The organism is Agromyces sp. CCNWLW203 (assembly GCF_036576125.1).
Classification (GTDB): Bacteria; Actinomycetota; Actinomycetes; order Actinomycetales; family Microbacteriaceae; genus Agromyces.
Genome location: NZ_JAZHYX010000002.1, coordinates 231707 through 257739, shown reverse-complemented (window position 1 = coordinate 257739; position 26033 = coordinate 231707). Strand labels below are relative to the sequence as shown.

The following is a 26033-nucleotide window of genomic DNA, read 5'->3' as shown; positions in this document are numbered from 1 at the left end:
CCCGTTCAGGGGACGCGGAGACCGCGGTATCCACGCCAGCTTCGCAGTGCCGGCCCGGTGCCACGCCCATGCTGGCTCCGCGCCGACCCGCCCTGATCAGTCGCGGGGCGAGCGAAGGTAGTCGTTGAACGCGCGCGTCTCGGCGGCGTCGTAGGCGACCGGAGCCCCGTCGAGGCTCGTCACTCCGGCGGCGAGCCGCACGCTCGAGACGAGCCAGATGGCGTCGGCCGTCGAGAGCTCGGCGATCGGGATGTCGCGGTACTCCGTTGCTCGCCCGGCCGCCTCGAGGTGCTCGAAGAGGCTCTGCTGCGTCGTGCCGTGCAGGATCGCCCCCGAGGGCGCCGGCGTCGAATATCGCTCGCCGTGCCGGAGGATGACGCTCGACGTCGGCCCCTCCATGACGTACCCGTCGGACGAGACGAAGATCGTGTCGTCGGCGCCGCGACGGTGCGCCTCGCGCAGCGCCGCCATGTTCGTGGCGTAGCTCAGGGTCTTCGCGCCGAGCAGCAGCCAGGGTGCGCGTTCGGCGGCGTCGTGCGCGTAGCCGCGATCGAGGGTGACGACAGCGATGCCGCGCTCCCGCACCGCGGTGAAGTCGGCGGCGGGCACGGCGTGCAGCCAGGCGGTGGGGGCTGGGCCGTGCTCGACGCCGCGGCTGAGCACGAGCTTGATCGCGAACTCGCCCTGCTGCGGGAGCCGTGAGACCGCCGTGTCGACGGCGGCCTGCCACTGGGCGAGGTTCGGCTCGGGTAGCTCGCAGATCAGTGCGGAGTTGCGCAGGCGCGCGAGGTGCGGCGCGGTCTCCTGCGCGTGGCCGTCGACGACGCCGATCGTCTCGAAGATGCCGTCGCCGCGCTGCGTCGAGAGCTCTCCGACGCGGAGCGCGGGCGCTGCGGCGTCGACGTCGCGCAGGGTCGATGCCATGTCGAGATCGCGCGCGTCGGCGGGAACGGGTTCGATGAGGAGCGTGACGGTCTCAGGCATGTTCCGATGCTACGCGGATGCCGCGGGCGCGCTTCGCGCCGAGGCATCCGCTCTACTGCATGCAAGAGGCCGGCCGCAGAACGCCTCTCGGCGCGAGGCCGCTCGGAGCGGCGAATATTGGAGCCCGGGGTTACTGCGGCCGGCCACGTCAATTCTAAACGACGTCGGGAGGTGGTTCATTCCCTCCAGGCCGCGAAGGCTCCTCAGTCGAGCGCGTCGCGCCGCCAGAGCCGGGCGCAGGAGGTCAGCTCGTCGGCGAGCTCGACGAGGCGATGGGCGCGGATCGTGAGCTTCGCCGGACGATCGGGGTGCACGGAATCGGCCTCGTCGGCGTCGTCGGCGAGACTCGCCGATCCGGTCGCCGCGACGCGCGCGAACGCCGCGGCACGTTCGAGGGCGACGGCGAAGTCGCCTGTGAACAGCCCGTGCAGGATGCGGTCGGCGAGCTCGACGACCTCGTCGGGCCCTGCGGGGATGGCGGCGCCCGCGACCACCTGGTCGATCGTGTGCGAGACCTCGGTGCCGCGCTGGAAGGCGAGGCTGATGCTCTGCGGGTCTTGACGGATGAGCGCGCGCAGCAGGTAGACGCGCCACAGCGCACCCGGCAGGCTCTTCGCGGAGGCGCGCGACCAGAGTTCGGCGATCGCGTCGATGCCGTGCTCGTCGGTGTAGGCGACGAGCCGTGCGACCACCTCGGGATCGGGGTCCGCCTGCACTCGTGCGAGCAGCGCGGCGGCCGTGTCGTGGGCGACCCGGCTCAGGTGCGCCGGGTCCTCCGCACCCTGGAACGCCTCGAACATGCCGGGCGGGAACTTGGTGGGTCGGGAGAATTCGGAAGCCATCGCCGCACACATTACTCGTCTTCTCCGAGAGCCTCGGCTGACCGCCCGCTCGGCGGACCGGGCACGCGGTCGCTACCGAGACCCGGCGATGCCGTGCTCGAACGCCCAGATGACGACGTGCACCCGGTCGGCGAGGTCGAGCTTCGAGAGGATCGACTTGACGTGGGTCTTCACGGTGTTGCCGGTCAGGTAGAGGCGGGCGGCGACCTGCTCGTTCGACGCGCCGGTGACGAGCTGCATGAACACCTCCCGCTCGCGCGGGGTCAGGTCGGCGAGCAGCGAATCGGGGTCGGCGGGTGTCGGGGCCTGTGCGACGAAGTCGACGAGGCTCGCGGTCGCGCGCGGCGCGAGCACGGCGTCACCGCCGTGGACGGCCCGGATCGCCGCGGCGATCTCGTCGCTCGAGGCATCCTTCGTGAGGAAACCGCCGGCTCCCGCCCGGATCGCCGCGAACACGTACTCGTCGAGATCGTAGGTCGTGAGGATGAGCGCCCGCGTCGCCGGATGCTCGGCGAGGAGCCGGCGAGTGGCCTCGATGCCGTCGAGCCGAGGCATCCGGATGTCCATGAGCACCACGTCGAGACGATGCGCCCGAGCGAGTTCGAGGAGCTCGCCGCCGTCGGCCGCGACCCCGACGAGCTCGAGGTCGTCGTGCGCCTCCACCATGACGGCGACGGCGGACCGGATGAGCTCCTGGTCATCGGCGATGGCGACGCGAATGCGAGCGGATGCCGCGGGCTCGACGCCGCTCATTCCGACGGCTCCATGGGCGGCAGCGGCAGGCGGAGCCGAGTGCGCCAGCCTCCGCCCGTGATCGGGCCGTTCTCGAGGGTGCCGTCGAGCTGGCGGGCCCGTTCGCGCATGCCGCGGATGCCGCGGCCGTCGTGCTGGTCGGCCGACGGCCCGGCGCCCCCCGCGCCCCCGTCGTCCTCCACGATCACCTCGAGCACGTCGGCTCCCCACTCGAGGCGCACGGCGCTGCTCGTCGGCGGCTCGGTGTGCTTCAGGGTGTTCGTGAGGGATTCCTGCACGACGCGGTACACCGTGAGCCCGACACCCGGGCTGACGGCGCGAGGAGTGCCGGACTCGTCGAGCGACACCGCACGCCCCGGAGCCGCAGCGCGCTCGACAAGCTCGGACAGGTCGGCCAGGCTCGGGCTCGGCTCCATCGGAACGGCGTCGGGCCGGTCATCGCGGTTCGCAGCGGCCAGTACCGAGACGAGCCCTCGCATGTCCGTCATCGCACTGCGCCCGGTCGCCACGACGTGTTCGATGGAGGCGCGGGCCCTCGCGTCATCGCGTCCGAGCAGCACGCGCGAGGCCTCGGCCTGGGCGACCATCACGGCGAGGGAGTGCGAGACCACGTCGTGCAGGTCGCGGCCGAGGCGGCGACGTTCCTCGGCGGCGGCCTCGCGCTCACGCTGCAGGCGGAGCTCGGCGGCCTGTTCGCGAGCGACCTCTCGCGCCGCCCGGGCACGACGGAGTTCGAGCCGAGCGCGACCGAGCGCCCATGCCGCTCCGATCGAGGCGACGAGGAAGCCCACGAGCGTGATGATCGCGGCCGGTTCGGCGACGAGCGCTTCGACGGTCGCGTGCATGATCGCCACCGCGGTCATCATCGCGGCGCCGGCGAGCCCCAGGGCGAACACGGCGACGTCCGCCAGGCGCCCGCCGCTCGCCGCCGCGGTGAAGACGAAGACGAGGTACACGAGGCTGCTCGGCATCAGCACGGCCACGGTCGGGCTGCCGGGCAGGCTCGCCGCGGTGAGCGCCAGCATGATGCCCGAGGCGATCAGGAGCCCGCCGAGCGGCGAGCGTCGACGCACTGCCACGGCCCCGTGCAGGAGCACGAACAGGCCGATGACCACGGCGACCCATGCTGGGTCGGACGGCGCAGCGCGGAGCAGCTCGGCGACCGTGAACGGCAGCAGCGCCGCCGCCGCGGCGAGCGCGCCGACGACATCCGCGAGGGAGGGCTTCCGCGACGATCGAGCTGCGGCATCGGGGCCGGACGAAGCATCCATATCGCCGCTCACGCTACCCGGCACCCTCCGGTGCGTCCCTCACCCGTCGGGGTGAGGCGCACGATCCGTCGCGCTGGAACGCTGGCCGTTGCCGCACCGTGCGGCCGCGCAACGATCCAGAGGAGCTGCACCGTGACCACCGCAGAACCCGACGCCCGAGCCCTCCCGGATCGGCCGGGCGCCCCGAGCCACCGCCCCTCGAAGGCCCTCCGGCCGCTCGCCCTCGTCGCACTCGTCGCCTCCGCGATCATCGCAGGGCTCTCGATCGTCTGGCTCGCTCAGCCGGCGCTGAGCCCGTTCGTCAGTCCCCCGTCGCCGAGCCTCGCAACGCTGGTGCTCGACCCGACTGCGGCGGCACTGCTCGCCCTCGCCGCCGGCGGGGCGGGGGTCGCGATCGCCGCTTCGCTGGCGCGCCGGCGTGCGACGCCGCCGCGCTCGAACACCGCGGGCATCGCGGCGAGTCTCGTCACCGCCGCGATGGCCTTCCTGTTCGGCAGCATGTCGACCATCGCCCTCACCGGGTACCTCTTCGGAGCGGCCGCCGTGATCGCCGGTCTCGTCACGATCGGCGTCACCCTCGTACGCGCACCGCGGCTCGGCGCAGCCCTGCTCACGGGCCTGCTGCTCGTGGTCGCGACGGCTGTGCTGTGGGCCGGGCTGACGATCGACGGGGTGGTCGACTTCGCGGTGATGCTCGGCGGCGCGCTCGTCGCCGGCCTTCCCGGGTTCGCGATCGTCGGCCTCGGGCTGATCTCGGCGCTCGTCTGGGGCGCGCTGACGCTCGTGACGCTTCGCTCGGCGAGCTCTGGTCGCCTGGCGGCGTGGCTCGTCCGCCACCGTCGCACCCTCACCGTTCTCGCGGCGATCGGGCCCCTCCCCTACGCCGTGGCGCGAGCGAGCTGGGTGACGCCGTGGCCGCTCTTCGGCCCAGGCAGCGAAGAGCTCGAACCGGAGATGCTCGTCACCGGTCTCGTGATCGGCGCGGGGGCGATCGCTGCCGGCATTCTCACGCTCGGGCTGATCCTGCCGTGGGGCCGGGTCTTCCCGCGCTGGATGCCGTGGGTCGGCGGGCGGCCGGTGCCGGTGGCGGCCGCTGCGGTCCCGGGCTTCATCGCGGCCGGCATCCTCTGCATCGCCGCCGTGCCCATGCTGCTGACCACGGTCGGCCCAGCGGTCTCGCCGGCCGATGCCCTGCTCGTGAACCTCGTGCTGCCGCTCTGGTTCTGGGGCCCCATGCTCGCGCTCGCGGTGGGCGCGTACGTCGAGTGGCGTGCGGCCGACCGCGACCTGTCGTTCACTCCTCGCCGACCGTGCGTCGCATGAGCGCCGTTCGCCAGTTCTCCCCGAGGCGTTCATAGGTGACCTTGGCGTGACAGTTGCGGCAGCGCACGTCGCACTTCACGATCTCTGCCATGACACGGTGGACGGAGTAGCCGTTCTGCACCAGCCGCATCACTTCGGCCTGCTTGCCGCTCCCGACGCGGTGGTCGAAGTCCAGCACCCGCACGTCTGCCTCGCCGCAATCGACGCACGGGTGAGCCAGCAGGTACGCGCCGACCGCCTCGATCGCCAGTCTCCGCTGCCCGGCCCTGCGTGCCATGACGACTCGGAGGTGAGCATCTCGATTCCGTGCATAGTATTCGCGCGCCTGGGCCCGATTGCATTCGCGGCAGACGTTCTGAATACCGTCTGGCGACGCGGACTTGACGTTGAACTGGGACCGCGGCAGGGTTCGCCGGCACATGCAGCATTCCTTCACGTCGGCACGGTAGCCCCACCTCCCGACACGCGCACCGAAGCCGCCGTCGGAATCAGCCTGTTAGGCTGGCTCCGCCCCCATAGCTCAGTTGGTTAGAGCAACGGACTTCAACAAAAAATAGGAGCGCCAGCGTCGAAATACGTTGGATGACCGCCGCTATATGCTGGAACACCCTGAGAGCCCGAGGTACTCGCCCGAAAGGGCAGTGACAATCCGAGGGATTGGGCAATCAGCAGGTAACCGCAAGGGAACCTCAGAGACTACACGCGGCGCACCTGACCGGCTCGGCCGAAGGTGAAGATATAGTCCAGACTGCAAGCCGGCGACGGTGGCTAGGGAAACCTAGTGCAGCAGGTTAATCCGTGGGTCGAGAGTTCGAGTCTCTCTGGGGGCACAGTGATCGCCGACGGCGTGCATTTCGCCCGGCTTCGAACGCACGCCGCAGCGGGCCCGCTCCCGGGCACCGCCTCGGCGGGCGTTCGAACTACGTGGTCTGGTCGACGATGGTCGCGTCGGGGGCGTTGGAGCGCACCGACTCGATGCCGTTCTGCGCGGCCGACTTCGTCGTGTAGGCCTCGGATGCCGCGATCGTCTGACCGTTGCCGGCCTTCAGCCGGAACCTGAACTGCCCGCTCGCATCCTCATAGAGCTCGAACGTTCCCGCCATGGCGGCTCCTCCCCAGGTGTCCCTTGCGTCCGCGTCATCGCGGGCACGATCTCACGCTAGCCCCGTACCCGGCACAGCACCAGAGGCAGTTGGGACTTCGCCGGGGATCGATCCGGCTGCGACATCCGCTCCCCGATCGATCGAGCGGATGTCGCGGCGCTCGTCAGCCGACGATCGCGCGCAGTCCGGCCATGAGCGCGACGCGGTCGGCGGAGGTGCGGGCGAGCGGGGTGACGGCGAGGGTCGTCACCCCGGCTTCCGCGAACGCGGCGACGCGTTCGGCGACGTGGCCGGCCGGGCCGATGAGCGAGATCGCACTGACGAGTTCGTCGGGTACCGCGGCGATCGCCTCGTCTTTGCGGCCCTCGAGGTAGAGGTCTTGAATGTGCGCCGCCTCGGCCTCGAAGCCGTAGCTCGAGATGAGCTCGTTGTAGAAGTTCTTGCCGCGGGCGCCCATGCCGCCGATGTAGAGCGCGAGCTGCGGCTTCACGAGCGGCAGCACCTGCTCGGGGTGGTCGGTGATCGCGAACGCCGGGCTCGCGAAGACGTCGAGCGGCGCGAGCTCGGGGGCGCGCTTCGCGGAGCCTGCGGCGAGCGCGTCGCCCCAGACGCCGGCCGCCCGCTCGGGGTGGAAGAACATCGGCAGCCAGCCGTCGGCGATCTCCGCGGTCTGCTCGACCGACTTCTGGCCGAGCGAGGCGATCGTGATCGGGATGCGCTCGCGGACGGGGTGGTTGATGAGCTTCAGGGGCTTGCCGAGCCCGGTGCCCTGGTCGGCGGGCAACGGGATCGTGTAGCGGCGCCCCTCGTGCACGACGGGCTCGCGGCGCCAGACCATGCGGCAGATGTCGACGAGCTCACGCGTGCGGCCGAGCGGCGCGTCGTACGGCACGCCGTGGAAGCCCTCGATGACCTGCGGGCCGGATGCCCCGATGCCGAGCTCGAACCGGCCGTCGGAGACGAAGTCGAGACCAGCGGCCGTCATCGCCGTGAGCGTGGGCGTGCGCGTGTAGAGCTGCAGGATGCCGGAGGCCAGCGTGATGGTCGAGGTGCGGGCCGCGAGGAAGCCGAGCTGGCTCACGGCATCGAACGAGTACGCCTCGGGCACGGCGATGAGGTCGACGCCGGCCCGCTCGAGCTCGACGACCTCGTCGGCGACCTCGCGGAAGCCGCCCGCGTAATTCAGGAACATTCCGACGCGCATCCGAACTCCTCATCGTGTCTGGGCCCGGCCGCACGGCCACGGGCACTCAGACCCTAACCGAGGCGGGTCGGCGCAGCGGCATCCGTTGTGGCAGGTCGACTACGTGGAGATGACGACGATCGGTTCGGTCGTGGGTTGCGGTGAACCGCCCGCCGGCTCGACGGTGACGCCCACGGCGACGCCCGGAGCGAAGTCGCCCTCGAGCACGCGCCAGGTCTCGCCTCCGGCGACGTCGAACGTGCCGGCCGACTGCGCACCCGCGTCGTCGATGTACCAGAGCTCGTACGTCGACGTCTCGCCGACATCCGGCAGCCCCTCGACGACGACGCCCGAGCGGCCCTGCTCGGCCGACCAGTAGAGCGTGACGGCGCCGCCGCCCTCGACCTCGTGGGTCGACGACTCCACGTCGGGCGCCTCGGCGATCGCGGCCATCTCGCGCTGCGCGCCCCAGCCGTTGGGGCCGGCCCAGCCGACGCCGATGATGGCTCCGGCGATGAGCACGACGGATGCCGCCGCTGCCGCGATGATCGCCCCCGGACGCTGGAACCAGCGCCGCTGCGCGGCGCGCTCCGCGGGGCCGGTCTCGAGTTCCGCTCGCCGCACCGCAGGAGCAGGTTCCGAGGGTGCCGCACGCACAGCGGGCACGGCGGGCGCCGCGGCATCCGGAAGCTGCTGCTGCGGCAGCGCGTCGAGCTGCGCCATCAGCCTGGATCTCAGCGCGGGCGGCGGCTCGACGGGCGCAGTCGCACTCGCGAGCAGCGCCGCCGTCTCGGCGAATCCTTCGGCTTCGCCCCGCAACTCGGCGTCGTCTGCCAGTGCACGCTCCACGGCTGCTCGCTCGTCGGCATCGAGCGCGTCGAGCCCGTACGCCGCGACGGCGTCGCGCAGCGCGTCGACGGAGTCGGGCGCGGCGTCGTGCGGCTGCGGCACCTCGCGCGGCTCGTTCGTCTCGCTCACGTCGTCACCCCCAATGCGGTTCGCAGTCTGATCATGCCGTCTCGCAATCGGGTCTTCACCGTGCCGAGCGGCACCTCGAGGCGGTCGGCGATCTCGCTCTGCGTGAGTCCGCCGTAGTAGGCCAGCGAAACACACTCGCGTTGCAGTTCGCTGAGATCTTCCAGCGCACCGACGACCCGTTCGTGCTCGACTCGGATCTCGACGGTCTCGGCCACGGTGTCGACCGGCACGTCGAGGTCGCGCACGCCGATGCGGAGGTCGCGATCGCGCGCGGCCTGGGAGGCCCGGATGCGGTCGACCGAGCGGCGATGCGCCAGGGTGAACATCCAGGCGAGGGCGCTTCCGCGGGCCGCATCGAATCGCGGGGCGGTCTGCCAGATCTCGAGGTACACGTCCTGCGTCACCTCCTCGGCCTGGGCCGGGTCGACCACGAGTCGGCGCACGAGGCCGAAGACCCTCGCCGAAGTCTGGTCGTAGAGTTCGCCGAACGCCTCCCGGTCGCCGGTGCCGATGCGCGTGAGCAGCTGCTCTGCGGTCGAGACGGGCGCCGGCGCAGTGAGGTCACTGTCGCGGTCGGCCACGCGCTCCAGCATGCCAGATCCGGCGTTGGTGGTCGTGCGGGCCATGACGGCTCCGCAGTGCTCTGCGATCGCATGGCTCATCCGAACGTGAAGGAGTAGGCGTCGACACCGGGGCTCACGGTGACGGTGATGGTTCCGGATGCCGCGGCATCCGTCTTCACGAGCTCGTACGATCGCGGAACACCGGTGACCTGGATCTCCCGGCGCTCATCGCCGTCGTCGACGACAATCGTGCCCGATCCGCCGAGCACCATCCGCACCTCGCTCGCGGTGTAGTCGAGCCGCACCCGGGCGTCGCCCGCGGACGGCGCGATCGACTGCGTGTCGAGCGCCCAGTCGCCGTCGAGGGCGAAGGAGTCGGCAGCGAGGTCGCCGGGGAAGGCGAACTCGGTCGTCGCCCGGCGGTACGGCTGGGCGCCCGCGAAGTTCACCTGCTTCGTCGTGCCGAGGAAGGTCTCGGGGGTCGTGGAACCGGCCTCGGGGGTGTCTTCCGACTGCTCGGTGGCGGCCGGCAGGTCGACCGCAGCGTCGGCGTCCTGCAGCAGCTCGCGGATGAGCGACTCGGTAGCGGCGTAGTTGCCCTCGCCGAACGAGATGTGACGCACGACGCCGTCCGCGTCGATCAGGTAGTGCGCGGGCCAGTAGCGGTTGCGGTAGTTCGTCCACGTCGACAGCGTGTTGTCGAGGCCGACGGGATAGTCGATGCCGAAGTCGGCGATGCCCGCCGCGACGTTGCGCGGCTCCTTCTCGAAGGCGTACTCGGGCGAGTGGATGCCGACGACGGCGAGTCCGGCATCCCGGTAGGCCTCGTCCCAGGCCACGACGTGCGGGATGGAGCGCTGGCAGTTGATGCACGAGTACGCCCAGAAGTCGATGAGCACGACCTGGCCGCGAAGCTCAGCGAGGTCGACGGCCGCACCGCCCTCGGTGTTGAACCACTGCTGGATTCCCTTGATCGAGGGAGCGGCGCCGCACGACTCGAGCTCGGCCGCGCCGTTCGTGCACTCGTCGAGCTTCGCGTTCTCGTTGTTCACGAGACCGCCCAGGTCGAGCGCCCGCGTGACCTCCTCCGAGTCGGCGAGCTCCTGCTGGAACGCGTTCGTGTAATCGGGCACGAGCCGCTGCAGGAGCTGCGGCAGATTGAAGACGAGCCCCACGGCGAGCGCGATCATGACGACGCCGCCGGTGATGCGGATGCCCTTCTGATGCTTCCGGAAGGTCTTCACCCGCTCGGCCACCCGACGGCCGGCGAGCGCGAACACGAGGAGCGGCAGCGCGGCGCCCACCGCGAACGAGACGGTCAGCACGACGGTCTCGACGCCGATGCGACCCGTCGAGCCTGCGACCGTGATGGCCGCGAGCACCGGGCCCGCGCACGGCACGTAGACGGCGCCGAGCGCGAGGCCGAGCGGGAACCCGCCCTGCTCGGTGCCGACGTTCTTCCGCGGGATCCACGAGAACGGCTTCTCGAGCAGTTCCTCGAAGCGCGGCACGATGAGGCCGACGCCGATGAGCACGAGCACGACGATGCCCGCCCAGCGCAGCACGTCCTGCGGCAGCCCGAGCAGGGCGAGCAGGAGCGAGCCGACGAGCGTGAAGACGCTGAAGCTCACCACGAGCCCCGCGATGACGAGGTACGGCCGCCAGCGGCCGGCCGCCGGGGCATCCGCCGTACCCCTGGCGCTCTGCGCCCCGCCCGAGAGGAAGATGACCGGCAGCACCGGGAGGATGCAGGGCGAGATGCCGGTGATGAGGCCTCCGAGGAGGCCGATGAGGGCGAGGGTGATCACAGGGTCCTGCTTTCTCGGGTCGACGGTGGTTCGCAGCGGACGCCGGATCCGATTGGTCGGGACGGCGATCGGGCACCGATCGGATTCACACCAATCCGATCGGCGACGGGCGTCGAATCCCTCGCAACGACCCGCTTCCGCGGTCGCCATTCACGAAGGAGTCGACCGATGCGTTCCACGAACCGCAGCACCCGCACCGTCCTCGCCGCGTTCTCGATCACGGCTGTCGCCGTGCTCGGACTCGCCGGCTGCAGCGCGGGCGCCAGTACCGCCGAGACCGAAGAGCCCGCCATGTCGTCCGAGGAGACCCAGCCCACCGAGGAGGCAATGGAGGCGGACCCCGCGGCCGATCTCGTCGGTTCCGGCTGCGCCGCCTACGCTGAGGCCGTTCCCGACGGCCCCGGATCCGTCGTCGGCATGTCCACCGACCCGGTGGCCGTCGCGGCCTCGAACAACCCGCTGCTGACGACGCTCGTCGCGGCAGTCTCGGGCCAGCTGAACCCCGAGGTCGACCTCGTCGACACGCTGAACGGCGACGAGTTCACCGTCTTCGCCCCCGTCGACGAGGCGTTCGCCAAGATCGACGCGGCGACGATCGAATCACTGAAGACCGACTCGGCGACACTCTCGTCGATCCTGACCTACCACGTGGTGCCCGGTCAGCTCTCGCCCGATGAGGTCGTCGGCACGCAGACCACCGTCCAGGGCGGCACGGTCGAGGTGACCGGTTCGGGCGACGCCCTCATGGTCAACGACGCCGCGGTCATCTGCGGCGGCGTGCACACCGCGAACGCGACCGTCTACCTCGTCGACTCGGTGCTGATGCCCACGATGTAGCAGCGTCGCCCCACGAGCGAACGACCCCGTCGACCCGACGACGGGGTCGTTCTCGTGTGCCCCGGTCTCACGCCGCGCCGAGCACACGCGCGCCTTCAGCACTCTCGAAGACGGATGCCGCAGGCTGGAGTCCCCCCGCATCGAAAGGAGCCCCGTGGTCTGGAGCATCCTGCTCGACATCGCCCTCGTGCTCGTCTTCATCGGCGCGATCGTGAACGGCTGGCGCGCCGGGCTCCTGCACACGGCCGCCGGCCTCGTCGGACTCGTCGCCGCGGGCATCGCCGCGTACTTCGTGATGCCGTGGATCGCGGGCCTCGTGCCGTGGCCCGAGTGGCGGGCACCCGCGGCGATCGCCTCGGCCATAGCCCTGCTCAGCCTCGGCGCGTGGCTCGGCGCGGTGGTCGGGCGCCTCCTCAGCCGGGGTGTGCGGGCTGTCAAGCTCGGCGTGCTCGACCGCATCCTCGGCGCCCTGGGCAACCTGCTCGTCACCGCGTTCGTCGTCGCGCTCGTCGCGTCGGGCGTCTCGGCGATGGGCGTGCCCGTGCTCTCTCCCGCGATCGCCGGCTCACGCGTGCTGCAGGGTCTCGACACCGTCACCCCCGCACCGACGAAGACGCTGCTCGCCGAGCTTCGCACCACCATCCTCGGCGACGGCCTGCCCTGGCTCGTCGACGCGCTCGGCGGGCCCACCGAGGCTCCCGCACTGCCCGACTTCGACGTCGACGATCCCGAGCTCGCGGTCGCCGCGGCATCCGTCGTTCGCATCACCGGCAGTGCGTTCGAGTGCGGGTCGACGCTCTCGGGCAGCGGGTTCGTCGTCGCGCCCGACCGCGTCGTGACGAACGCGCACGTCGTGGCCGGCGTGACCGAGCCGATCGTCGAGGCTCCCGGGCAGCCGGCCGTGCAGGGCCGGGTGGTCTCGTTCGACGCGGCGAACGACCTCGCCCTCATCGCGGTCGACGGACTCCAGACCCTGCCGCTCGCCCTCGCGACCCCCTCACCCGGAGAGGAGGTCGCCGTGGCCGGCTACCCCTTCGGCGGGCCGTTCGAGCTGCGGCCGGCCAGCGTCATGTCGAGCGGGCCGCTGACGATCCGCACCGACGGCGCCACATCGACGCGCGACGTCGTGACCCTCGCCGCCGACGTCGACCACGGCAACTCGGGCGGCCCCGTGCTCACGGGCGACGGCGAGGTCGCGGCGGTCGTCTTCGCGAAGTCCGAGACGGTCGACAACGTCGGCTTCGCCATTCCGACGTCGACGCTCTCGCCGCTTGCGAGTGCCGCGCCGAGTCTCGACGCCGCCGTCGACTCGGGAGCGTGCGTGGGCGGCTGACGCGGGCGAACCCCTGTCGACGACGGGTCGGCTACTCCGGCGCGAATCCCTCGAAGCGGATGCCCCACGACGCCTGCCACTCCTCGCCCGGATCGAGCCAGCGAAGCCCTCGGCCGGAGTTGAACGCCTCAGCCGGTGCCGTCATGGGCTCGACCGCGATGGCGACGTCGCCGTCTTCGCCCGGGAAGGCCGTGGTCGTGTAGCACTGCACGTACTCGAACACCGAGTCGGCCCAGATCGAGACGGTGCGTCCGTCGGGCGCAGTGAGCGTGTGCAGCACCTGGCCGTCTTCGCTCGCGATCTCGCCGAAGGCGTCGTCGAGCGAGACGTCGCCGACCCGCCGGCCCTCGCGGAAGTCCCACTCAGTGCCGTCGACGGGCACCTCACCGGTCGGCAGCAACCGCTCGTCGACCTCGATGTGGCTCGCGGCGTCGAGGCGCAGCTCGAGGTCGGCCGTCGGCACGCCCCCGATCTTCAGGAACGGGTGCGTGCCGATCGCGACGGGAGCGGCCTCGGCACCGAGGTTCTCGATGTAGTGCGTGACCTTCAGCCCATCGGAGACGAGCTCGTAGTGCACGGCGGTGCCGAGCAGGTACGGGTAGCCGGCCTGCGGGTACACCGTCGCCGAGAGCGTCACCGAGTCGCGTTCGTGAGCGATCGGCCGGTACTCGGTGTGGCGGAGCAGCCCGTGGATGGCGTTGTTCTTCGCCGGCTCGGTGATCGCGAGCTGGTGCTCGACGCCGTCGTGGCTCCACCGGCCGTCGCGGATGCGGTTCGGCCACGGCACGAGCACGATGCCCGCGCCGGAGGGCGGGGTCTGGTCTTCGGCGAACGGTGGCACGAGGTCGATGCCGTTGATGCTGAGGGTGCGGATGCCTGCTGCGACGGCCGTGATCGTGGCGCTGAGGTCGCCGCTCGACGTCGACGTCTCGAGGGCGAACTGCTCGCCCGTGGGAAGGGTCATGGATCCACTCTAGAGTCTCGCGCGAAGTGCACGGCGAGGCCGGCATCGACGAGTTCGGCGACGATCGGCGTCGGCGCCGCGGCATCCGTGACCAGTGCGTCGAAGGCGTCGATGGCGGCGATGCGTCCGAGGTGCACCTCGCCGAGCTTCGCCGCGTCGGCGACGACGATCGATCGCGCGGCCGCTCGCATCATGAGCGACTTGACCGAGGCCTCGGGAAGGTTCGCGTTCGTGACGCCGTGCACCGGGTCGACGCCGTTGCAGCCGATGAAGGCGAGGTCGACGTGCACCTCGTCGAGCATCGAGCCGGCGAGCGGATGCACCAGGGAGTGCTGTTTGGGCCGGAGCGTGCCGCCGGTCACGACGACCGTGAAGCGCGGGATCTCGGGCTCGAGCTCGAGCGCGATCGAGAGGCCGTTGGTGAACACGACGAGGTCCTCGAGGTCGGTGCGGGCGCGCAGGGCGCGGGCGACCTGCAGCGTCGTCGTGCCGACGTCGAGGATGATGCTCTGCCCGCTGCGGACGAGCGAGGCGGCGTGCTCCCCGATCCGCCGCTTCGGTTCGACGGATGCCTCGAGCGCCTCTTCGAAGCTCGGTTCGCGTTCGGGGCGCTCGGCGGCGAGCGGCGACGACAGCGGCACGGCTCCGCCGTGCACCCGGCGGATGCCGCCCTGGCGTTCGAGCGAGTCGAGGTCTGCACGCGCCGTGACGGTCGTGACGCCGAACGCGCGCGAGAGTTCGGCGACGCGCACGAATCCCCGCTCGGCGACGAGGGCGAGGGCGAGCTCGCGCCGCCGGGGCGCATCGAGCGGGGCGTTCGCGGTCGCAGGGTCGATCGTCATATCGGAATCATGCGCGCTCCCCAGTGACTTTGCAATACGAAATGCGTTTGTTTGCGAAACGAAAGGCGCGTAGGGTGTGGCGCGTGACCGACTCGAACGACGTCGCGGGCGCGGCATCCGCTGCCCCTGTCGACCCTCGCATCACCGTGACCTCGACCCGGCTCGCCGACGGCCGTGAGCTCATTTACTTCGACGATGCCGGCTCGACGCTGCCCGCCGAGCGCGCGATCGACGAGCGCGTGCTCGACCCGCGGCCCGCGAACGCCGAGATGCGGCAGGACCCGCTCACCGGCGAATGGATCTCGATCGCCGCAGCACGCCAGAACCGCGTCTTCCTGCCGCCCGCCGACCTCGACCCGCTCGCACCGCAGCGGCCCGGCAACCCGTCGGAGATCCCGAGCACGTACGACGTGGCCGTCTTCGAGAACCGCTCGCCGTCGTTCGGCCCGGCACTCGCCGACCCGGATACGTCGAACGCCGACGTGCTCGCCGACCTCCGCCGGGTGGGCCTCGAGCGCACGCACCCCTCGATCGGCCGCTGCGAGGTCGTCTGCTTCAGCCCCGAGCGCGAGGGCTCCTTCGGCACGCAGTCCGTCTCCCGCGCGCGCACCGTCATCGAGGCGTGGGCCCAGCGCACCGCCGCGCTCTCGGCGCTGCCCGGCGTGCAGCAGGTCTTCCCGTTCGAGAACCGCGGCGAGGCGATCGGCGTGACGCTCGGCCACCCGCACGGCCAGATCTACTCGTACCCCTACGTGACACCGCGCACCGAGCGGCTGCTCGCCTCGATCGATGCGTACGGGCCGACGCTCTTCGCCGACCTGCTCGAGCGCGAACGCGGCGGGCCCCGCGTCGTGCTCGCGGGTGAGCACTGGACCGCGTACGTGCCGTTCGCCGCGCGCTGGCCGATCGAGGTGCACCTGCTCCCCCACCGGCACGTGCCCGACCTCGCCGAGACCACCCTCGCCGAGCGCGACGAGCTCGCCTCGCTCTACCTGCGACTGCTGCGGGGCATCGACCGGCTCTACGACACCCCCACTCCCTACATCGCCGCGTGGCACCAGGCGCCCGTGAACGAGCGCCGGGGCGACGTTCGACTCATGCTGCAGCTCACGAGCCCGCGCCGCGGCGCCGACAAGCTGAAGTTCCTCGCCGGCTCCGAGGCCGCGATGGGAGCATGGATCGGCGACGTCACGCCCGAATCACAGGCTGAGGCGCTGCGCGCCGCAATCGACTCTGTGCCCGATGTCGGCTCCGTCCCGAAATTCGACTCCGACTCCCACTCCGCCTCCGAAGGAACCCGATCGTGACCGATTCCGCCGCCTCCTCGACCGAGACCGCTGCCGGCTTCGCGCAGCGATACGGACGACCGCCGCTCGGCGTCTGGTCCGCACCCGGGCGGGTGAACCTCATCGGGGAGCACACCGACTACAACGACGGATTCGTCTTCCCGTTCGCGATCGACCAGCGCGCGAACGTCGCGCTCGGCTCGCGGGACGACCGATTGATCAGGGTCTCTTCGACCTTCGCGACCGAGACTGTCGAGCTGCATCTCGACGACCTCTCCCCCGAGTCGCTCGACGGGTGGTCGGCCTACCCGCTCGGCGTCATCTGGGCGCTCGGGCAGTTCGGCGCCGACCTCGGGGCCGTCTCCGGTCTCGACCTGCACATCTCGAGCACGGTGCCCGTCGGCGCCGGGCTGTCGTCGTCGGCCGCGATCGAGAGCTCGGTGGCCCTCGCCGTCGATGAGCACTGGAACCTCGGCCTCGACCGCCCGACGCTCGCCAAGGTCGGCCAGCTCGCCGAGAACCGCGTCGTCGGCGCCCCCACCGGGATCCTCGACCAGTCGGCCTCGCTCCTCTCGCACGCCGATGCGGCCGTGTTCCTCGACTGCCGCAGCCTCGACGCCGAGGTGATCCCGCTCGGCCTCGCCGCCGACGGCCTCTCGATCCTCGTCATCGACACCAACGTGTCGCACGCCCACGCCACCGGCGGCTACGCCGCACGGCGAGCCTCCTGCGAAGCCGGCGCAGCGGCGCTCGGCGTCGAATCGCTTCGCGACGTGCACGTCGGCGACCTCGTCCGCGCCGCTGCGGTGCTCGACGATGAGACCTTCCGCCGGGTGCGGCACATCGTCACCGAGAACCAGCGGGTGCTCGACACGGTGCGCACCCTGCGCGAACACGGCGCTGCCGCGATCGGTCCGCTACTCGACGCGTCGCACGTTTCGATGCGCGACGACTTCGAGATCAGCGTGCCCGAGATCGACCTCGCGGTCAGCACCGCGCAGGCGAACGGTGCGATCGGCGCCCGCATGACCGGAGGCGGCTTCGGCGGTTCGGCGATCGCACTCATGATCGACGCGCTCGTGCCCGTCGTCGAACGCGAGGTCCGCCGCGAGTTCGCCGAGCAGGGCTACCGCGAACCGACGATCTTCGTCGTGCGGCCGAGCGAGGGCGCCAGGCGCGACGCCTGAGTGCGTGCCGGGGTGCGCGTCGAGAAGCTGCTGCCACCCTGATGCGGCGACGAGTCAGGGGCGCGAGGCCTCGACGGCATGCGGCGTGCCACCCGTGATGCGCACGAGCTCGTCGAAGGAGGTCGGGAAGACCGTCCTCGCGTGGCCCGCCGCCGCCCAGACGACCGGGTAGTCGGCGAGCTGCACGTCGACGACCGTGCGCACCGGCGCGGGATGGCCGAGCGGCGCGACGCCGCCGATGACCTGACCGGTCGCCTCCTTCACGACCTCCTTCGAGGCGCGACGGATGACGCCGCCGAGCTGCTGCCCGAGCCACTCCGTGTCGACGCGGTGCGAACCCGACGTCAGCACGAGGATCGGCTCCTCGTCGATCGTGAAGACGAGGGAGTTGGCGATCTGGCCGACCTCGACGCCGAGCGCCGCCGCGGCGAGCGGGGCGGTCGTGACCGCGTCGTCGAACCAGACGATCTCGGGTGCGAGCCCATGCCGGGCGAGGGCCTCGGCGACTCGGTCGACGGCGGTGTGCGTGGGCGAAGGCATGCCGAGATCCTAGCGACCGGCGCCGTCGTGAAGCCGGTCGGCCGCACACTCCCCCTGCCCGTCACCTGCATGCTCTAATGTGCGAGCGTGGACCAGCCTTCCCTCGCCCGTCGCCTCGGGCTCCGCAACGCCGTCGCGATCGGCCTCGCCGCGATGATCGGCGCCGGCGTCTTCGCGGTGTTCGCGCCCGCGGCGCAGGCCGCCGGGGCCGGGCTCATGATCGGGCTCGCGATCGCCGCCTTCGTCGCCCTCGCCAACGCGGGTTCGACGGCGCAGCTCGCCGCACGCTATCCCGAGTCCGGCGGCGCCTACCGATACGGCCGCGAACGCCTCGGCGAGTGGCCGGGCTTCCTCGCCGGCTGGAGCTTCGTCATCGGCAAGACCGCGAGCTGCGCCGCCATGGCGATGACCTTCGCGGCGTACCTCGCTCCCGCGGCCTGGCAGCGGCCGCTCGCGATCGTCGCGGTCATCGCGATCGCCGCCGTCAACCTGCGGGGCATCACCCGCACGGCGCGGGTGGCGACCGTCATCGTGATCGGCGTGCTGGGGGTGCTCGCGCTCGTCGTCGCCGCGGGCGCGACAGCGACGTACGGCGGCGCGCCGATCGACGGTGCGCCCGTCATCGACCTCGGCGCCGGCGCCGGCGCGCCTGGCCAGGACTGGCTCGGCATCCTCCAGTCGGCGGGCCTGCTGTTCTTCGCATTCGCCGGGTACGCGCGCATCGCGACGCTCGGCGAAGAGGTGCGCGATCCGTCGAGAACGATCCCGAGGGCCATCGGCATCGCCTTCGCCATCGCGGTACTCGTCTACGTCGCCGTCGGCGCCGCGGCACTCGGCGCCCTCGGCCCGGAGCGGCTCGCGGCATCCGTCGCCCCGCTCGTCGACGTCGTCGAGGCCGCCGGCTGGCACTGGGCCGCACCGGTCGTTCGCATCGGCGCCGCAGTCGCGGCGCTCGGGGCGCTGCTCGCCCTCCTCGCGGGCATCGGCCGCACCTCCCTCGCGATGGCGCGCGACGACGAACTGCCGCGTCCGCTCTCCCGGATCCATCCGCGGTTCCAGGTGCCCCATGTCGCCGAGATCGCCGTCGCGATCGCCGTCATCGTGCTCGTCGCGACGGTCGACCTGCGCGGGGCGATCGGCTTCTCCTCCTTCGGCGTGCTGCTCTACTACCTCGTCGCGAACGTCGCGGCGATCACGCAGCCCCGATCGGAACGACGGGTCCCTCGGGCGCTCTCCGCAGCAGGGGCGATCGGATGCCTCGTGCTCGTCGCGACCCTTCCGCCCGTCTCGATCGTCGCGGGCATCGCGGTGCTCGCGATCGGCGGCGCCTATCGCATCATCGCCCGGGCGGTGCGCTCTGCGCGTCGGCGTCACGGGGAGGCCGGACCGAACGATGGGCCGCGCGATGGGCGCGCGTAGGCTGTGCGCATGTCTGCAGACCCCTCGGCTCGCATCCTGACCATCGCCGGCATCGCCGCCCCCACGCTCGACGAGACGGCGTTCGTCGCCGCCGGAGCCGTGATCGTCGGCGACGTGCGCCTCGCCGCTGGATCGAGCGTCTGGTACAACGCCGTGCTCCGCGCCGAGGCCGAGCCGATCAGCATCGGCGAGGGGTCGAACCTGCAGGACACGGTCGTCTGCCACGTCGACGCCGGCTACCCGCTGAACGTCGGGCGCGGCGTCTCGGTCGGGCACGGCGCGGTGCTGCACGGCTGCACCGTCGAAGACCACTGCCTCGTCGGCATGAATGCGACGGTGCTGAACGGCGCGGTGATCGGTGCGGGCTCCCTCGTCGCCGCCGGCGCCGTGGTGCTCGAGGGCACCGTCGTGCCGCCCGGCTCGCTCGTCGCCGGCGTGCCGGCCAAGGTGCGCCGCGAGCTCAGCGACATCGAGCGCGCCGGCATCCAGCGCAACGCCGCGTCGTACCTGGCCCACGTCGAGGAGCACTCGGCTCCGGTCGACTGAGTCGGTCAGGCGCTCGGGTCACACGGTCGGCCGGTCGGCCCGCCGGTCGCTCGCCCTGGCCGCCGCTGTTCGTAGCGGTCAGACCTCGGCCACGCCAATCCCCGGTGCGGCCAGCAGCGCACGCACGCGGCGAGCGCGCCGCACGACCCAACGGGTCGGGATCGCCACGACCATCGAGGCGGCGCCCGCGAGCGAACGGTCGTGTTCGCCGAGCATGCGCTTGCGCTCGAAGGCGCGGCGCAGGGCTCCGCCCGACAGGTTGTACGCACGGCTCCGCAGCAGAAGGTCTCCGGCAGCACGTCGATCGAGCAGCGCCTCGAGACGCGCAAGCCAGTCGTCGTGCTCACCGCCGTGGAAGTAGTTGTCGGCGAGCCATTCGTCCGCCGGGCGCCGGAACTCCCAGCCGGCAAGCGCATCGGCCCCGCCGAACAGCCCGCTGCCCTCGAAGACCGTGTTGATGAGCTTCGGCGTCACGCCGAACTCGTCGATCAGCAGGGTCGGCAGGCCCGACGCCACGGCCTCGAGCGCCGCCGTCGAACTCACGGTCACGAGTCCGGCGGCGTGCGCGAGGTGATCGGCCATCGGTCCGTCTTCGACGACGAGGTTCGGCGGCAGGGATCCGCCGAGCGCGCGGCGCACGTCGGGGTCGTCGAGCAGTTCGGCGTAGTCGAAGGCCTCGGCGTGGGTCTGCGCCTCGCCGCGCCGCGCCCGTACCTTGACGACGACACGTCGCGACGGACGGCGCCGCGCCGCGTCGGCGAGCCAGCCGAGCAGGCGCACGCGATCGTCACGCTCGGCGGGCACCTTGGCCTGTGCTGCGAAGACGAGATCGGCGCCCGGTTCGGATGCCGCGGCATCCGCTGCCCTGCCACCCGGCAGGAAGGGGAGGGTCGCGAGTCCGAACTCGACCTCGATGCCGAGCTCCTCCGCGTTCGCGCGGAAGGCGCGCACCTCGCGTCGGCTGTGCAGGACGATGAGATCGACCTGCTCGCGGTACACGATCGCCTTGCGCTCCGCCGGGATCGTGAGGCCGGGGAAGCCGCTCACGAGCACCGGGCGACCCGGCGCGCGAGCCGCAATCGGCGCGACGACCCGCACGAGGGGCCCGCGCAGCGCGAGGAGCACGGCATCTGGGCGGTCACGTGCGAGACGCTCGGGAAGCTCGTCGAGGCTGATCACGGGCACGCGTTCGGCGGCGAATGATGTGCCGGCCAGTGCCACGCGCAGCTGCCGCCTGCTCGGAAGCACGGGGGTCCGCAGCACGACGAGCTCGGCGCTCCAGCCGCCGGGCAGCCGGGCGGCGAAGGCGGCGCCCCACTTCACGTAGGAGTCGGAATCGGCGATCACGAGGAGTCGGCGACCGGCCGCGGGCGGCGCGCCCGCGGCATGCGCGTCGCCGGCGAAGCCAGCGACGCCCGACGTGTCGTCGCTGCCCGGTGCGCCCGACCGATCTCCGCGACTCACAGCGCGGGTACCCGGCGCAGCTTCGCCCGCGGCGCCTCCTCGCCGGGGAACACGCGCTTCACGCCGTCGCCCATGGCCTCGCCGATCACGCGGATGTCGCGAACGAGGTGCTCGAAGCCGGTCGGCTCGAGCGACGCGGCTTGGTCGGAGCCCCACATCGCGCGGTCGAGCGTGATGTGGCGTTCGACCGCGACGGCTCCGAGGGTGACGGCGGCGAGGGAGATCTGCAGGCCGCGCTCGTGGCCGGAGTAGCCGATCGGCACGCCGGGGTAGCGCCCGCGCAGCGTCTCGATCGTGCGCAGGTTCGCCTCCTCGGGCGGCATCGGGTAGCTCGAGGTGGCGTGCATGATGACGAGGCGCTCGGTGCCGAGGGTCTCGACCGCTCGGTCGATCTCGTCGAGCGTCGACATGCCCGTCGAGAGGATGACGGGCTTGCCGGTGCGGGCGATCGCGTCGAGCAGCGCCAGGTCGGTGACGGAGGCGGAGGCGACCTTGTGCGCGACGACGTCGAGTCCTTCGAGGAACTCGACGGAAGGGACATCCCACGGCGATGCGAACCAGTCGATGCCGGCCCGCAGCGCGTAACTGGCGATCTCGAGGTACTCGGCCTCGCCGAACTCGACCCGGCGCCGATAGTCGAGGTAGGTCATCGTTCCCCACGGCGTCTCGCGCGGCACGTCGCGCATGTGCTCGGGCGTCGCGATCTCGGGGGTGCGCTTCTGGAACTTCACCGCCTGCGCCCCCGACTCGACGGCGACGTCGATGAGGCGCTTGGCGATCTCGACGTCGCCGTTGTGGTTCAGGCCGATCTCGCCGATGACGTAGACCGGGTATTCGCTGCCGACGACCGATCGGCCGATGCGCACGGACATGTGGTGCTCCCTCATTCAGGATCGCGCGGTGGCGCGGGATCGGGTTCTTCGTCCGCCGCGGCGGCGTCACGCGCGGCGAGGATCAGGTCGGCGAGTTCGCGCACTGCCCCGTGGCCACCCGGCCGCGAGAGCACGTGGCGCGCTGCGGCGAGCGCCTCGGGAGCGGCATCCGGCACGGCAATGGGCCAGCCGACGAGCTCGAGGGCCGGCAGGTCGCCGCGGTCGTTGCCGAGGTAGGCGACGCGATCGAGGCGGATGCCGCGGCGCTCGGCCCACTCGCGCAGCACCGCGCCCTTCTCCGCCACGCCCTGGGCGCACTCGACGCCGAGCTTCTCGGCCCGCCGCCCGACCACCGGGTTCTGCTCGGCCGACAGGATCAGCACCGGGATTCCGGCCGCGCGGAGCCGCGCGATGCCTGCACCGTCGCTGCGGCTCACCCGCACCGACTCGCGCCCGAGCTGGTCGACCATGACCGTGTCGTCGGTGTGCACGCCGTCGAAGTCGGTCACGAGCGCGTCGACGTCGATGCGCGGGTCGAGCGGGTCGTGCGGGTGTTGCGGGTCGTGCGCAGCGCTCGTCGGGCCGAGCCGAGCGGATGCCGCGAGCGCGCGATCGATGCGAGGCGCGAGTGCTCTCGCCCGCTCGAGGTCGGCGAGCTCGTCGATCTCGACCGCGTGGTCGGCGTCGACCTGCTGCAGGCCGATGCGACCGAAGAACCGATGACCCGCCGCACGGAACCCGTCGGTCGCGAAGACGTAGAACGCCCCGGTCTCGAGGTACTCGGGCTCGCGCTCCTGACGGCGAAGGCGGCGGTTTGTCTCGTGGTTCACCCCGACCACGGAGCCCGCGTCGGCGTCATCGCGCCAGAGGAATGCATGGCTTGGCACGCACGAGAACACGACGTCGCGTTCGCCCGAGGCGACGCGAGCGATCGCGGCATCGAGGTCGGCCGGATCGATGAAGGGCGAGGTCGCCTGGATGAAGACGGTGATCGGGCGATCGTCGCCCGATCGGCGGGCGTCGTTGGCGTCGACGCCGCCGACGAGCGGATCGGGCACGCGCGACTCGAGAGCATCGCGCAGGTCGAGCTCATCGAGCGCATGCAGAAGTGCGGACTCGCTCGATGCCGTGGATCCCGCCAGCTCGACAGGCCGATCGACGACCGTCGCGCCCGCGGCCCGGGCAGCGTCTGCGATCACGGCGTCATCGGTCGTCACGACGACCCGGCCGATGTGTTCCGCGGCGAGCGCGGCACGAACGGCCCTGGCGATGAGCGGCACACCGCCGACGCGTGCGAGGTTCTTGCCGGGCAGCCCGACCGAGCCGCCACGGGCTGGAATGATCGCGATCGCACGCGAGACTGCGGCATCCGCTCGCTCAGTGCTCGCGCCCACCTCGCTGCCGTCGGCGCGCGTCGCCGACACAGGCGCGGCGACGGCGCGCGGCGCTTCGACGAGTTCGACCCTGGCCATGGCGCGAAGCTACGCGCGCAAGACGGCCACCCGGTGCACACGTGGTGAACACCGGGCGACCGACAGGTCGACTACCGGTGCAGGCGCTGCTCCGCGGCCTTGACGACGTTCGCGAGCAGCATCGCGCGGGTCATCGGGCCCACGCCGCCGGGGTTCGGCGACAGGTGTCCGGCGACCTCGGCGACAGCGGGGTCGACATCGCCCGTGAGCTTGCCCTTGCCCGTGTCTTCGTCTTGCACGCGCGTGATGCCGACGTCGAGCACGGCGGCGCCGGGCTTGATCCACTCGGCCTTCACGAGATGCGGCACGCCCACGGCGGCCACGACGATGTCGGCTCGGCGCACCTCGGCCGCGAGGTCTTCGGTGCGCGAGTGCGTGAGCGTGACGGTCGCGTCGAGGCCCTTGCGGGTGAACAGCAGGCCGAGCGGGCGGCCGACCGTGAGTCCGCGGCCGATGACCGTGACGTGACGCCCGCGAATGGGCACGTCGTAGCGGCGCAGCATCTCGACGATGCCGGCCGGCGTGCACGGCAGCGGCGACTGCAGTTCGCCCTCGATGCCGAGCACGAGCCGGCCGAGGTTCGTCGGGTGCAGCCCGTCGGCGTCCTTGTCGGGGTCGATGAGCTCGAGCATCGCGTTCTCGTCGTGGCCGGCGGGCAGCGGCAGCTGCACGATGTAGCCGGTCACCTCGGACGCCGAATTGAGATCGCGGATCGCGGCGCGCACATCGGCCGTGGTGGCCGAGGCGGGCAGGTCGATGCGGATCGACTCGATGCCCACCTCGGCGCAGTCGCGATGCTTTCCCGCGACGTACGACCGCGAACCCGGGTCGTCGCCCACGAGGAGCGTGCCGAGGCCCGGCACTACGCCGTGCGCCTTCAGCAGCTGGATGCGCGAGGCGAGTTCGGACTTGACGGCCGACGCGGTGGCGACGCCGTCGAGTGTGATCGCGGTCATGGGGTATCCCTACTGCGCGAGGCCCGGGTACATCGGGAACGCCGCCGTGAGGGCTTCGACGCGCGAACGGAGCGACGCGACATCCGCTTCGCCCTGGAGCGCGAGCGCGATGATGTCGGCGACCTCGGTGAACTCGGTGTCGCCGAAGCCGCGGGTCGCGAGCGCGGGCGTGCCGATGCGCAGGCCCGAGGTCACCATGGGCGGGCGCGGGTCGAACGGAACGGCGTTACGGTTCACCGTGATGAGCGCCTCGTGCAGGAGGTCTTCGGCCTGCTGGCCGTCGATCTTCGAGTTGCGGAGGTCGGCGAGCACGAGGTGCACGTCGGTGCCGCCCGTGAGCACGTCGATGCCGGCCGCACGCGAGTCATCGGAGGTGAGGCGGGCCGCGAGGATCTGCGCGCCACGGATGGTGCGCTCCTGGCGGTTCTTGAAGTCCTCGGATGCCGCGATCTTGAACGCCGTGGCCTTCGCCGCGATGACGTGCATGAGCGGCCCGCCCTGCTGGCCCGGGAACACGTTCGAGTTGAGCTTCTTCGCGAGCTCCATGTCGCGCGAGACGATGAAGCCCGAGCGCGGGCCGCCGATCGTCTTGTGCACCGTCGAGGAGACGACGTCGGCGTAGGGCACCGGGCTCGGGTGCAGGCCGGCAGCGACGAGGCCGGCGAAGTGCGCCATGTCGACCCAGAGCTTCGCACCGACCTCGTCGGCGATCGCGCGGAACGCGGCGAAGTCGAGGTGGCGGGGGTAGGCCGACCAGCCGGCGATGATGACCTGCGGCTTGTGCTCGAGGGCCTTGTCGCGCACGACGTTCATGTCGACGAGGAAGGTCTCGGGGTCGACGCCGTAGGAGACGGCGTTGTAGAGCTTGCCCGAGAAGTTCAGCTTCATGCCGTGGGTGAGGTGACCGCCGTGGGCGAGCTCGAGGCCGAGGATCGTGTCTCCGGGCGTCGCGATCGCGGAGAGCACCGCGGCGTTCGCGGTGGCGCCGGAGTGGGGCTGCACGTTCGCGTACTCGGCGCCGAAGAGCGACTTCGCCCGCTCGATCGCGAGCGACTCGGCGACGTCGACGTACTCGCAGCCGCCGTAGTAGCGGCGGCCGGGGTAGCCCTCGGCGTACTTGTTGGTGAGCACGCTGCCCTGCGACTGCAGCACGGAGACGGGAACGAAGTTCTCGCTCGCGATCATCTCGAGGTAGTCGCGCTGGCGACCGAGTTCGAGCTCGAGGACTTCGGCGATCTCGGGGTCGACTTCGGAAAGCGGCGCATTGAAAACGGACTCGGCCAAGACTGGCTCCTTCATGACTGACGTGACGGACTGCAGAGGGGTGCTGCCTCGCGCGCGCCAGCGCCGAGGTATGCGTACCGGCCCAGGCGTGCGGTCGATCCGTGCCAGTCGCTCCCCGATGGTATCCATCTCAACGCCAGTCGCGACCCTCGAAGCTTAGCAACGGATGCCGCGCGAAGCCGACGACGGCACTGCCGCTCGGTCACGAAACATGCCACGATAT

Annotated in this window: 25 protein-coding genes and 1 riboswitch; of the genes, 7 read left to right on the top strand and 18 right to left on the bottom strand. The window is 71.5% G+C overall.

Annotated features, from left to right (window positions below):
• Positions 1-96: 96 nt before the first annotated feature.
• From VPH61_RS06860 to VPH61_RS06845, 4 genes are all read right to left on the bottom strand, one after another.
• Positions 97-984 (bottom strand): aminodeoxychorismate lyase, encoded by an 888-nt coding sequence (locus VPH61_RS06860; protein WP_332062760.1) that lies wholly within the window; start codon positions 982-984, stop codon positions 97-99.
• A gap of 203 nt (positions 985-1187) precedes the next feature.
• A complete protein-coding gene (locus tag VPH61_RS06855; RefSeq protein ID WP_332062759.1) occupies positions 1188-1826 on the bottom strand; it encodes a DNA-directed RNA polymerase subunit beta in 639 nt (212 codons plus the stop codon).
• A 72-nt stretch (positions 1827-1898) separates the two neighbouring features.
• On the bottom strand, positions 1899-2579 hold the full coding sequence (locus VPH61_RS06850; RefSeq protein ID WP_332062758.1) for a response regulator transcription factor: 681 nt from the start codon (positions 2577-2579) through the stop codon (positions 1899-1901).
• Positions 2576-3850 carry a sensor histidine kinase gene (locus VPH61_RS06845; protein ID WP_332062757.1) on the bottom strand — a complete coding sequence of 425 codons (1275 nt, stop codon included), beginning with the start codon at positions 3848-3850 and terminating at the stop codon, positions 2576-2578. The genes VPH61_RS06850 and VPH61_RS06845 overlap by 4 nt, the downstream gene beginning before the upstream one ends.
• Before the next feature lie 132 nt (positions 3851-3982).
• On the opposite strand from VPH61_RS06845, the gene VPH61_RS06840 reads away from it, so the two are divergent.
• Positions 3983-5173, top strand: coding sequence for a hypothetical protein (locus VPH61_RS06840; RefSeq protein WP_332062756.1), 1191 nt, complete (start codon positions 3983-3985; stop codon positions 5171-5173).
• Here the strand turns inward: VPH61_RS06840 and VPH61_RS06835 are convergent.
• From VPH61_RS06835 to VPH61_RS06810, 6 genes are all read right to left on the bottom strand, one after another.
• Positions 5145-5450 (bottom strand): hypothetical protein, encoded by a 306-nt coding sequence (locus tag VPH61_RS06835; protein ID WP_332062755.1) that lies wholly within the window; start codon positions 5448-5450, stop codon positions 5145-5147. The two genes, VPH61_RS06840 and VPH61_RS06835, sit on opposite strands and share 29 nt — an antisense overlap.
• Before the next feature lie 643 nt (positions 5451-6093).
• Complete coding sequence (locus VPH61_RS06830; protein WP_332062754.1) at positions 6094-6276, bottom strand: YegP family protein; 183 nt, start codon at positions 6274-6276, stop codon at positions 6094-6096.
• 163 nt (positions 6277-6439) lie between these two features.
• Positions 6440-7480, bottom strand: coding sequence for an LLM class F420-dependent oxidoreductase (locus VPH61_RS06825; RefSeq protein ID WP_332062753.1), 1041 nt, complete (start codon positions 7478-7480; stop codon positions 6440-6442).
• 99 nt (positions 7481-7579) lie between these two features.
• A complete protein-coding gene (locus tag VPH61_RS06820) occupies positions 7580-8437 on the bottom strand; it encodes an anti-sigma factor (protein WP_332062752.1) in 858 nt (285 codons plus the stop codon).
• Positions 8434-9030 carry an ECF RNA polymerase sigma factor SigK gene (sigK, locus tag VPH61_RS06815; protein WP_332063001.1) on the bottom strand — a complete coding sequence of 199 codons (597 nt, stop codon included), beginning with the start codon at positions 9028-9030 and terminating at the stop codon, positions 8434-8436. The genes VPH61_RS06820 and sigK overlap by 4 nt, the downstream gene beginning before the upstream one ends.
• Positions 9031-9095: 65 nt before the next feature.
• Positions 9096-10808, bottom strand: coding sequence for a cytochrome c biogenesis protein DipZ (locus VPH61_RS06810; protein WP_332062751.1), 1713 nt, complete (start codon positions 10806-10808; stop codon positions 9096-9098).
• A gap of 168 nt (positions 10809-10976) precedes the next feature.
• Here VPH61_RS06810 and VPH61_RS06805 point away from each other — a divergent pair, with 168 nt between their 5' ends.
• Together VPH61_RS06805 and VPH61_RS06800 are read left to right on the top strand one after the other, a co-directional pair.
• The gene (locus VPH61_RS06805) at positions 10977-11645 is read left to right on the top strand and encodes a fasciclin domain-containing protein (RefSeq protein WP_332062750.1); all 669 of its coding nucleotides are present in this window, start codon (positions 10977-10979) and stop codon (positions 11643-11645) included.
• Positions 11646-11799: 154 nt separating this feature from the next.
• Positions 11800-12978 carry a MarP family serine protease gene (locus VPH61_RS06800; RefSeq protein ID WP_332062749.1) on the top strand — a complete coding sequence of 393 codons (1179 nt, stop codon included), beginning with the start codon at positions 11800-11802 and terminating at the stop codon, positions 12976-12978.
• A 31-nt stretch (positions 12979-13009) separates the two neighbouring features.
• Here the strand turns inward: VPH61_RS06800 and VPH61_RS06795 are convergent, their stop codons facing one another.
• Together VPH61_RS06795 and VPH61_RS06790 are read right to left on the bottom strand one after the other, a co-directional pair.
• Positions 13010-13942 (bottom strand): aldose 1-epimerase family protein, encoded by a 933-nt coding sequence (locus VPH61_RS06795; protein WP_332062748.1) that lies wholly within the window; start codon positions 13940-13942, stop codon positions 13010-13012.
• Positions 13939-14784 carry a DeoR/GlpR family DNA-binding transcription regulator gene (locus VPH61_RS06790; protein WP_332062747.1) on the bottom strand — a complete coding sequence of 282 codons (846 nt, stop codon included), beginning with the start codon at positions 14782-14784 and terminating at the stop codon, positions 13939-13941. The genes VPH61_RS06795 and VPH61_RS06790 overlap by 4 nt, the downstream gene beginning before the upstream one ends.
• 140 nt (positions 14785-14924) lie before the next feature.
• Between VPH61_RS06790 and galT the strand changes: the two genes are divergently transcribed.
• Both galT and galK read left to right on the top strand, forming a co-directional pair.
• A complete protein-coding gene (galT, locus tag VPH61_RS06785) occupies positions 14925-16091 on the top strand; it encodes a galactose-1-phosphate uridylyltransferase (protein WP_332063000.1) in 1167 nt (388 codons plus the stop codon).
• Positions 16088-17257, top strand: coding sequence for a galactokinase (gene galK, locus VPH61_RS06780; protein WP_332062746.1), 1170 nt, complete (start codon positions 16088-16090; stop codon positions 17255-17257). The genes galT and galK overlap by 4 nt, the downstream gene beginning before the upstream one ends.
• Before the next feature lie 54 nt (positions 17258-17311).
• Here galK and VPH61_RS06775 read toward each other — a convergent pair whose 3' ends face one another.
• Positions 17312-17797, bottom strand: a complete 486-nt coding sequence (locus VPH61_RS06775; RefSeq protein ID WP_332062745.1) for a YbaK/EbsC family protein — start codon at positions 17795-17797, stop codon at positions 17312-17314.
• Positions 17798-17884: 87 nt separating this feature from the next.
• Here VPH61_RS06775 and VPH61_RS06770 point away from each other — a divergent pair, with 87 nt between their 5' ends.
• Entirely contained in the window at positions 17885-19216 is a 1332-nt protein-coding gene (locus tag VPH61_RS06770; RefSeq protein ID WP_332062744.1) for an APC family permease, read from the top strand.
• 9 nt (positions 19217-19225) lie between these two features.
• Complete coding sequence (locus VPH61_RS06765) at positions 19226-19762, top strand: gamma carbonic anhydrase family protein (RefSeq protein ID WP_332062743.1); 537 nt, start codon at positions 19226-19228, stop codon at positions 19760-19762.
• Positions 19763-19840: 78 nt separating this feature from the next.
• Here VPH61_RS06765 and VPH61_RS06760 read toward each other — a convergent pair whose 3' ends face one another.
• The 5 genes from VPH61_RS06760 to glyA form a co-directional block, all read right to left on the bottom strand.
• Entirely contained in the window at positions 19841-21226 is a 1386-nt protein-coding gene (locus VPH61_RS06760; protein WP_332062742.1) for a DUF6716 putative glycosyltransferase, read from the bottom strand.
• The gene (locus VPH61_RS06755; protein ID WP_332062741.1) at positions 21223-22098 is read right to left on the bottom strand and encodes an N-acetylneuraminate synthase family protein; all 876 of its coding nucleotides are present in this window, start codon (positions 22096-22098) and stop codon (positions 21223-21225) included. The genes VPH61_RS06760 and VPH61_RS06755 overlap by 4 nt, the downstream gene beginning before the upstream one ends.
• 11 nt (positions 22099-22109) lie before the next feature.
• Positions 22110-23570, bottom strand: coding sequence for an acylneuraminate cytidylyltransferase (locus VPH61_RS06750; RefSeq protein ID WP_332062740.1), 1461 nt, complete (start codon positions 23568-23570; stop codon positions 22110-22112).
• 71 nt (positions 23571-23641) lie between these two features.
• On the bottom strand, positions 23642-24526 hold the full coding sequence (locus VPH61_RS06745; RefSeq protein ID WP_332062739.1) for a bifunctional methylenetetrahydrofolate dehydrogenase/methenyltetrahydrofolate cyclohydrolase: 885 nt from the start codon (positions 24524-24526) through the stop codon (positions 23642-23644).
• A 9-nt stretch (positions 24527-24535) separates the two neighbouring features.
• Complete coding sequence (gene glyA, locus VPH61_RS06740) at positions 24536-25810, bottom strand: serine hydroxymethyltransferase (protein WP_442879064.1); 1275 nt, start codon at positions 25808-25810, stop codon at positions 24536-24538.
• A 73-nt stretch (positions 25811-25883) separates the two neighbouring features.
• A riboswitch (ZMP/ZTP riboswitch) is annotated at positions 25884-25964 on the bottom strand.
• Positions 25965-26033: the final 69 nt, after the last annotated feature.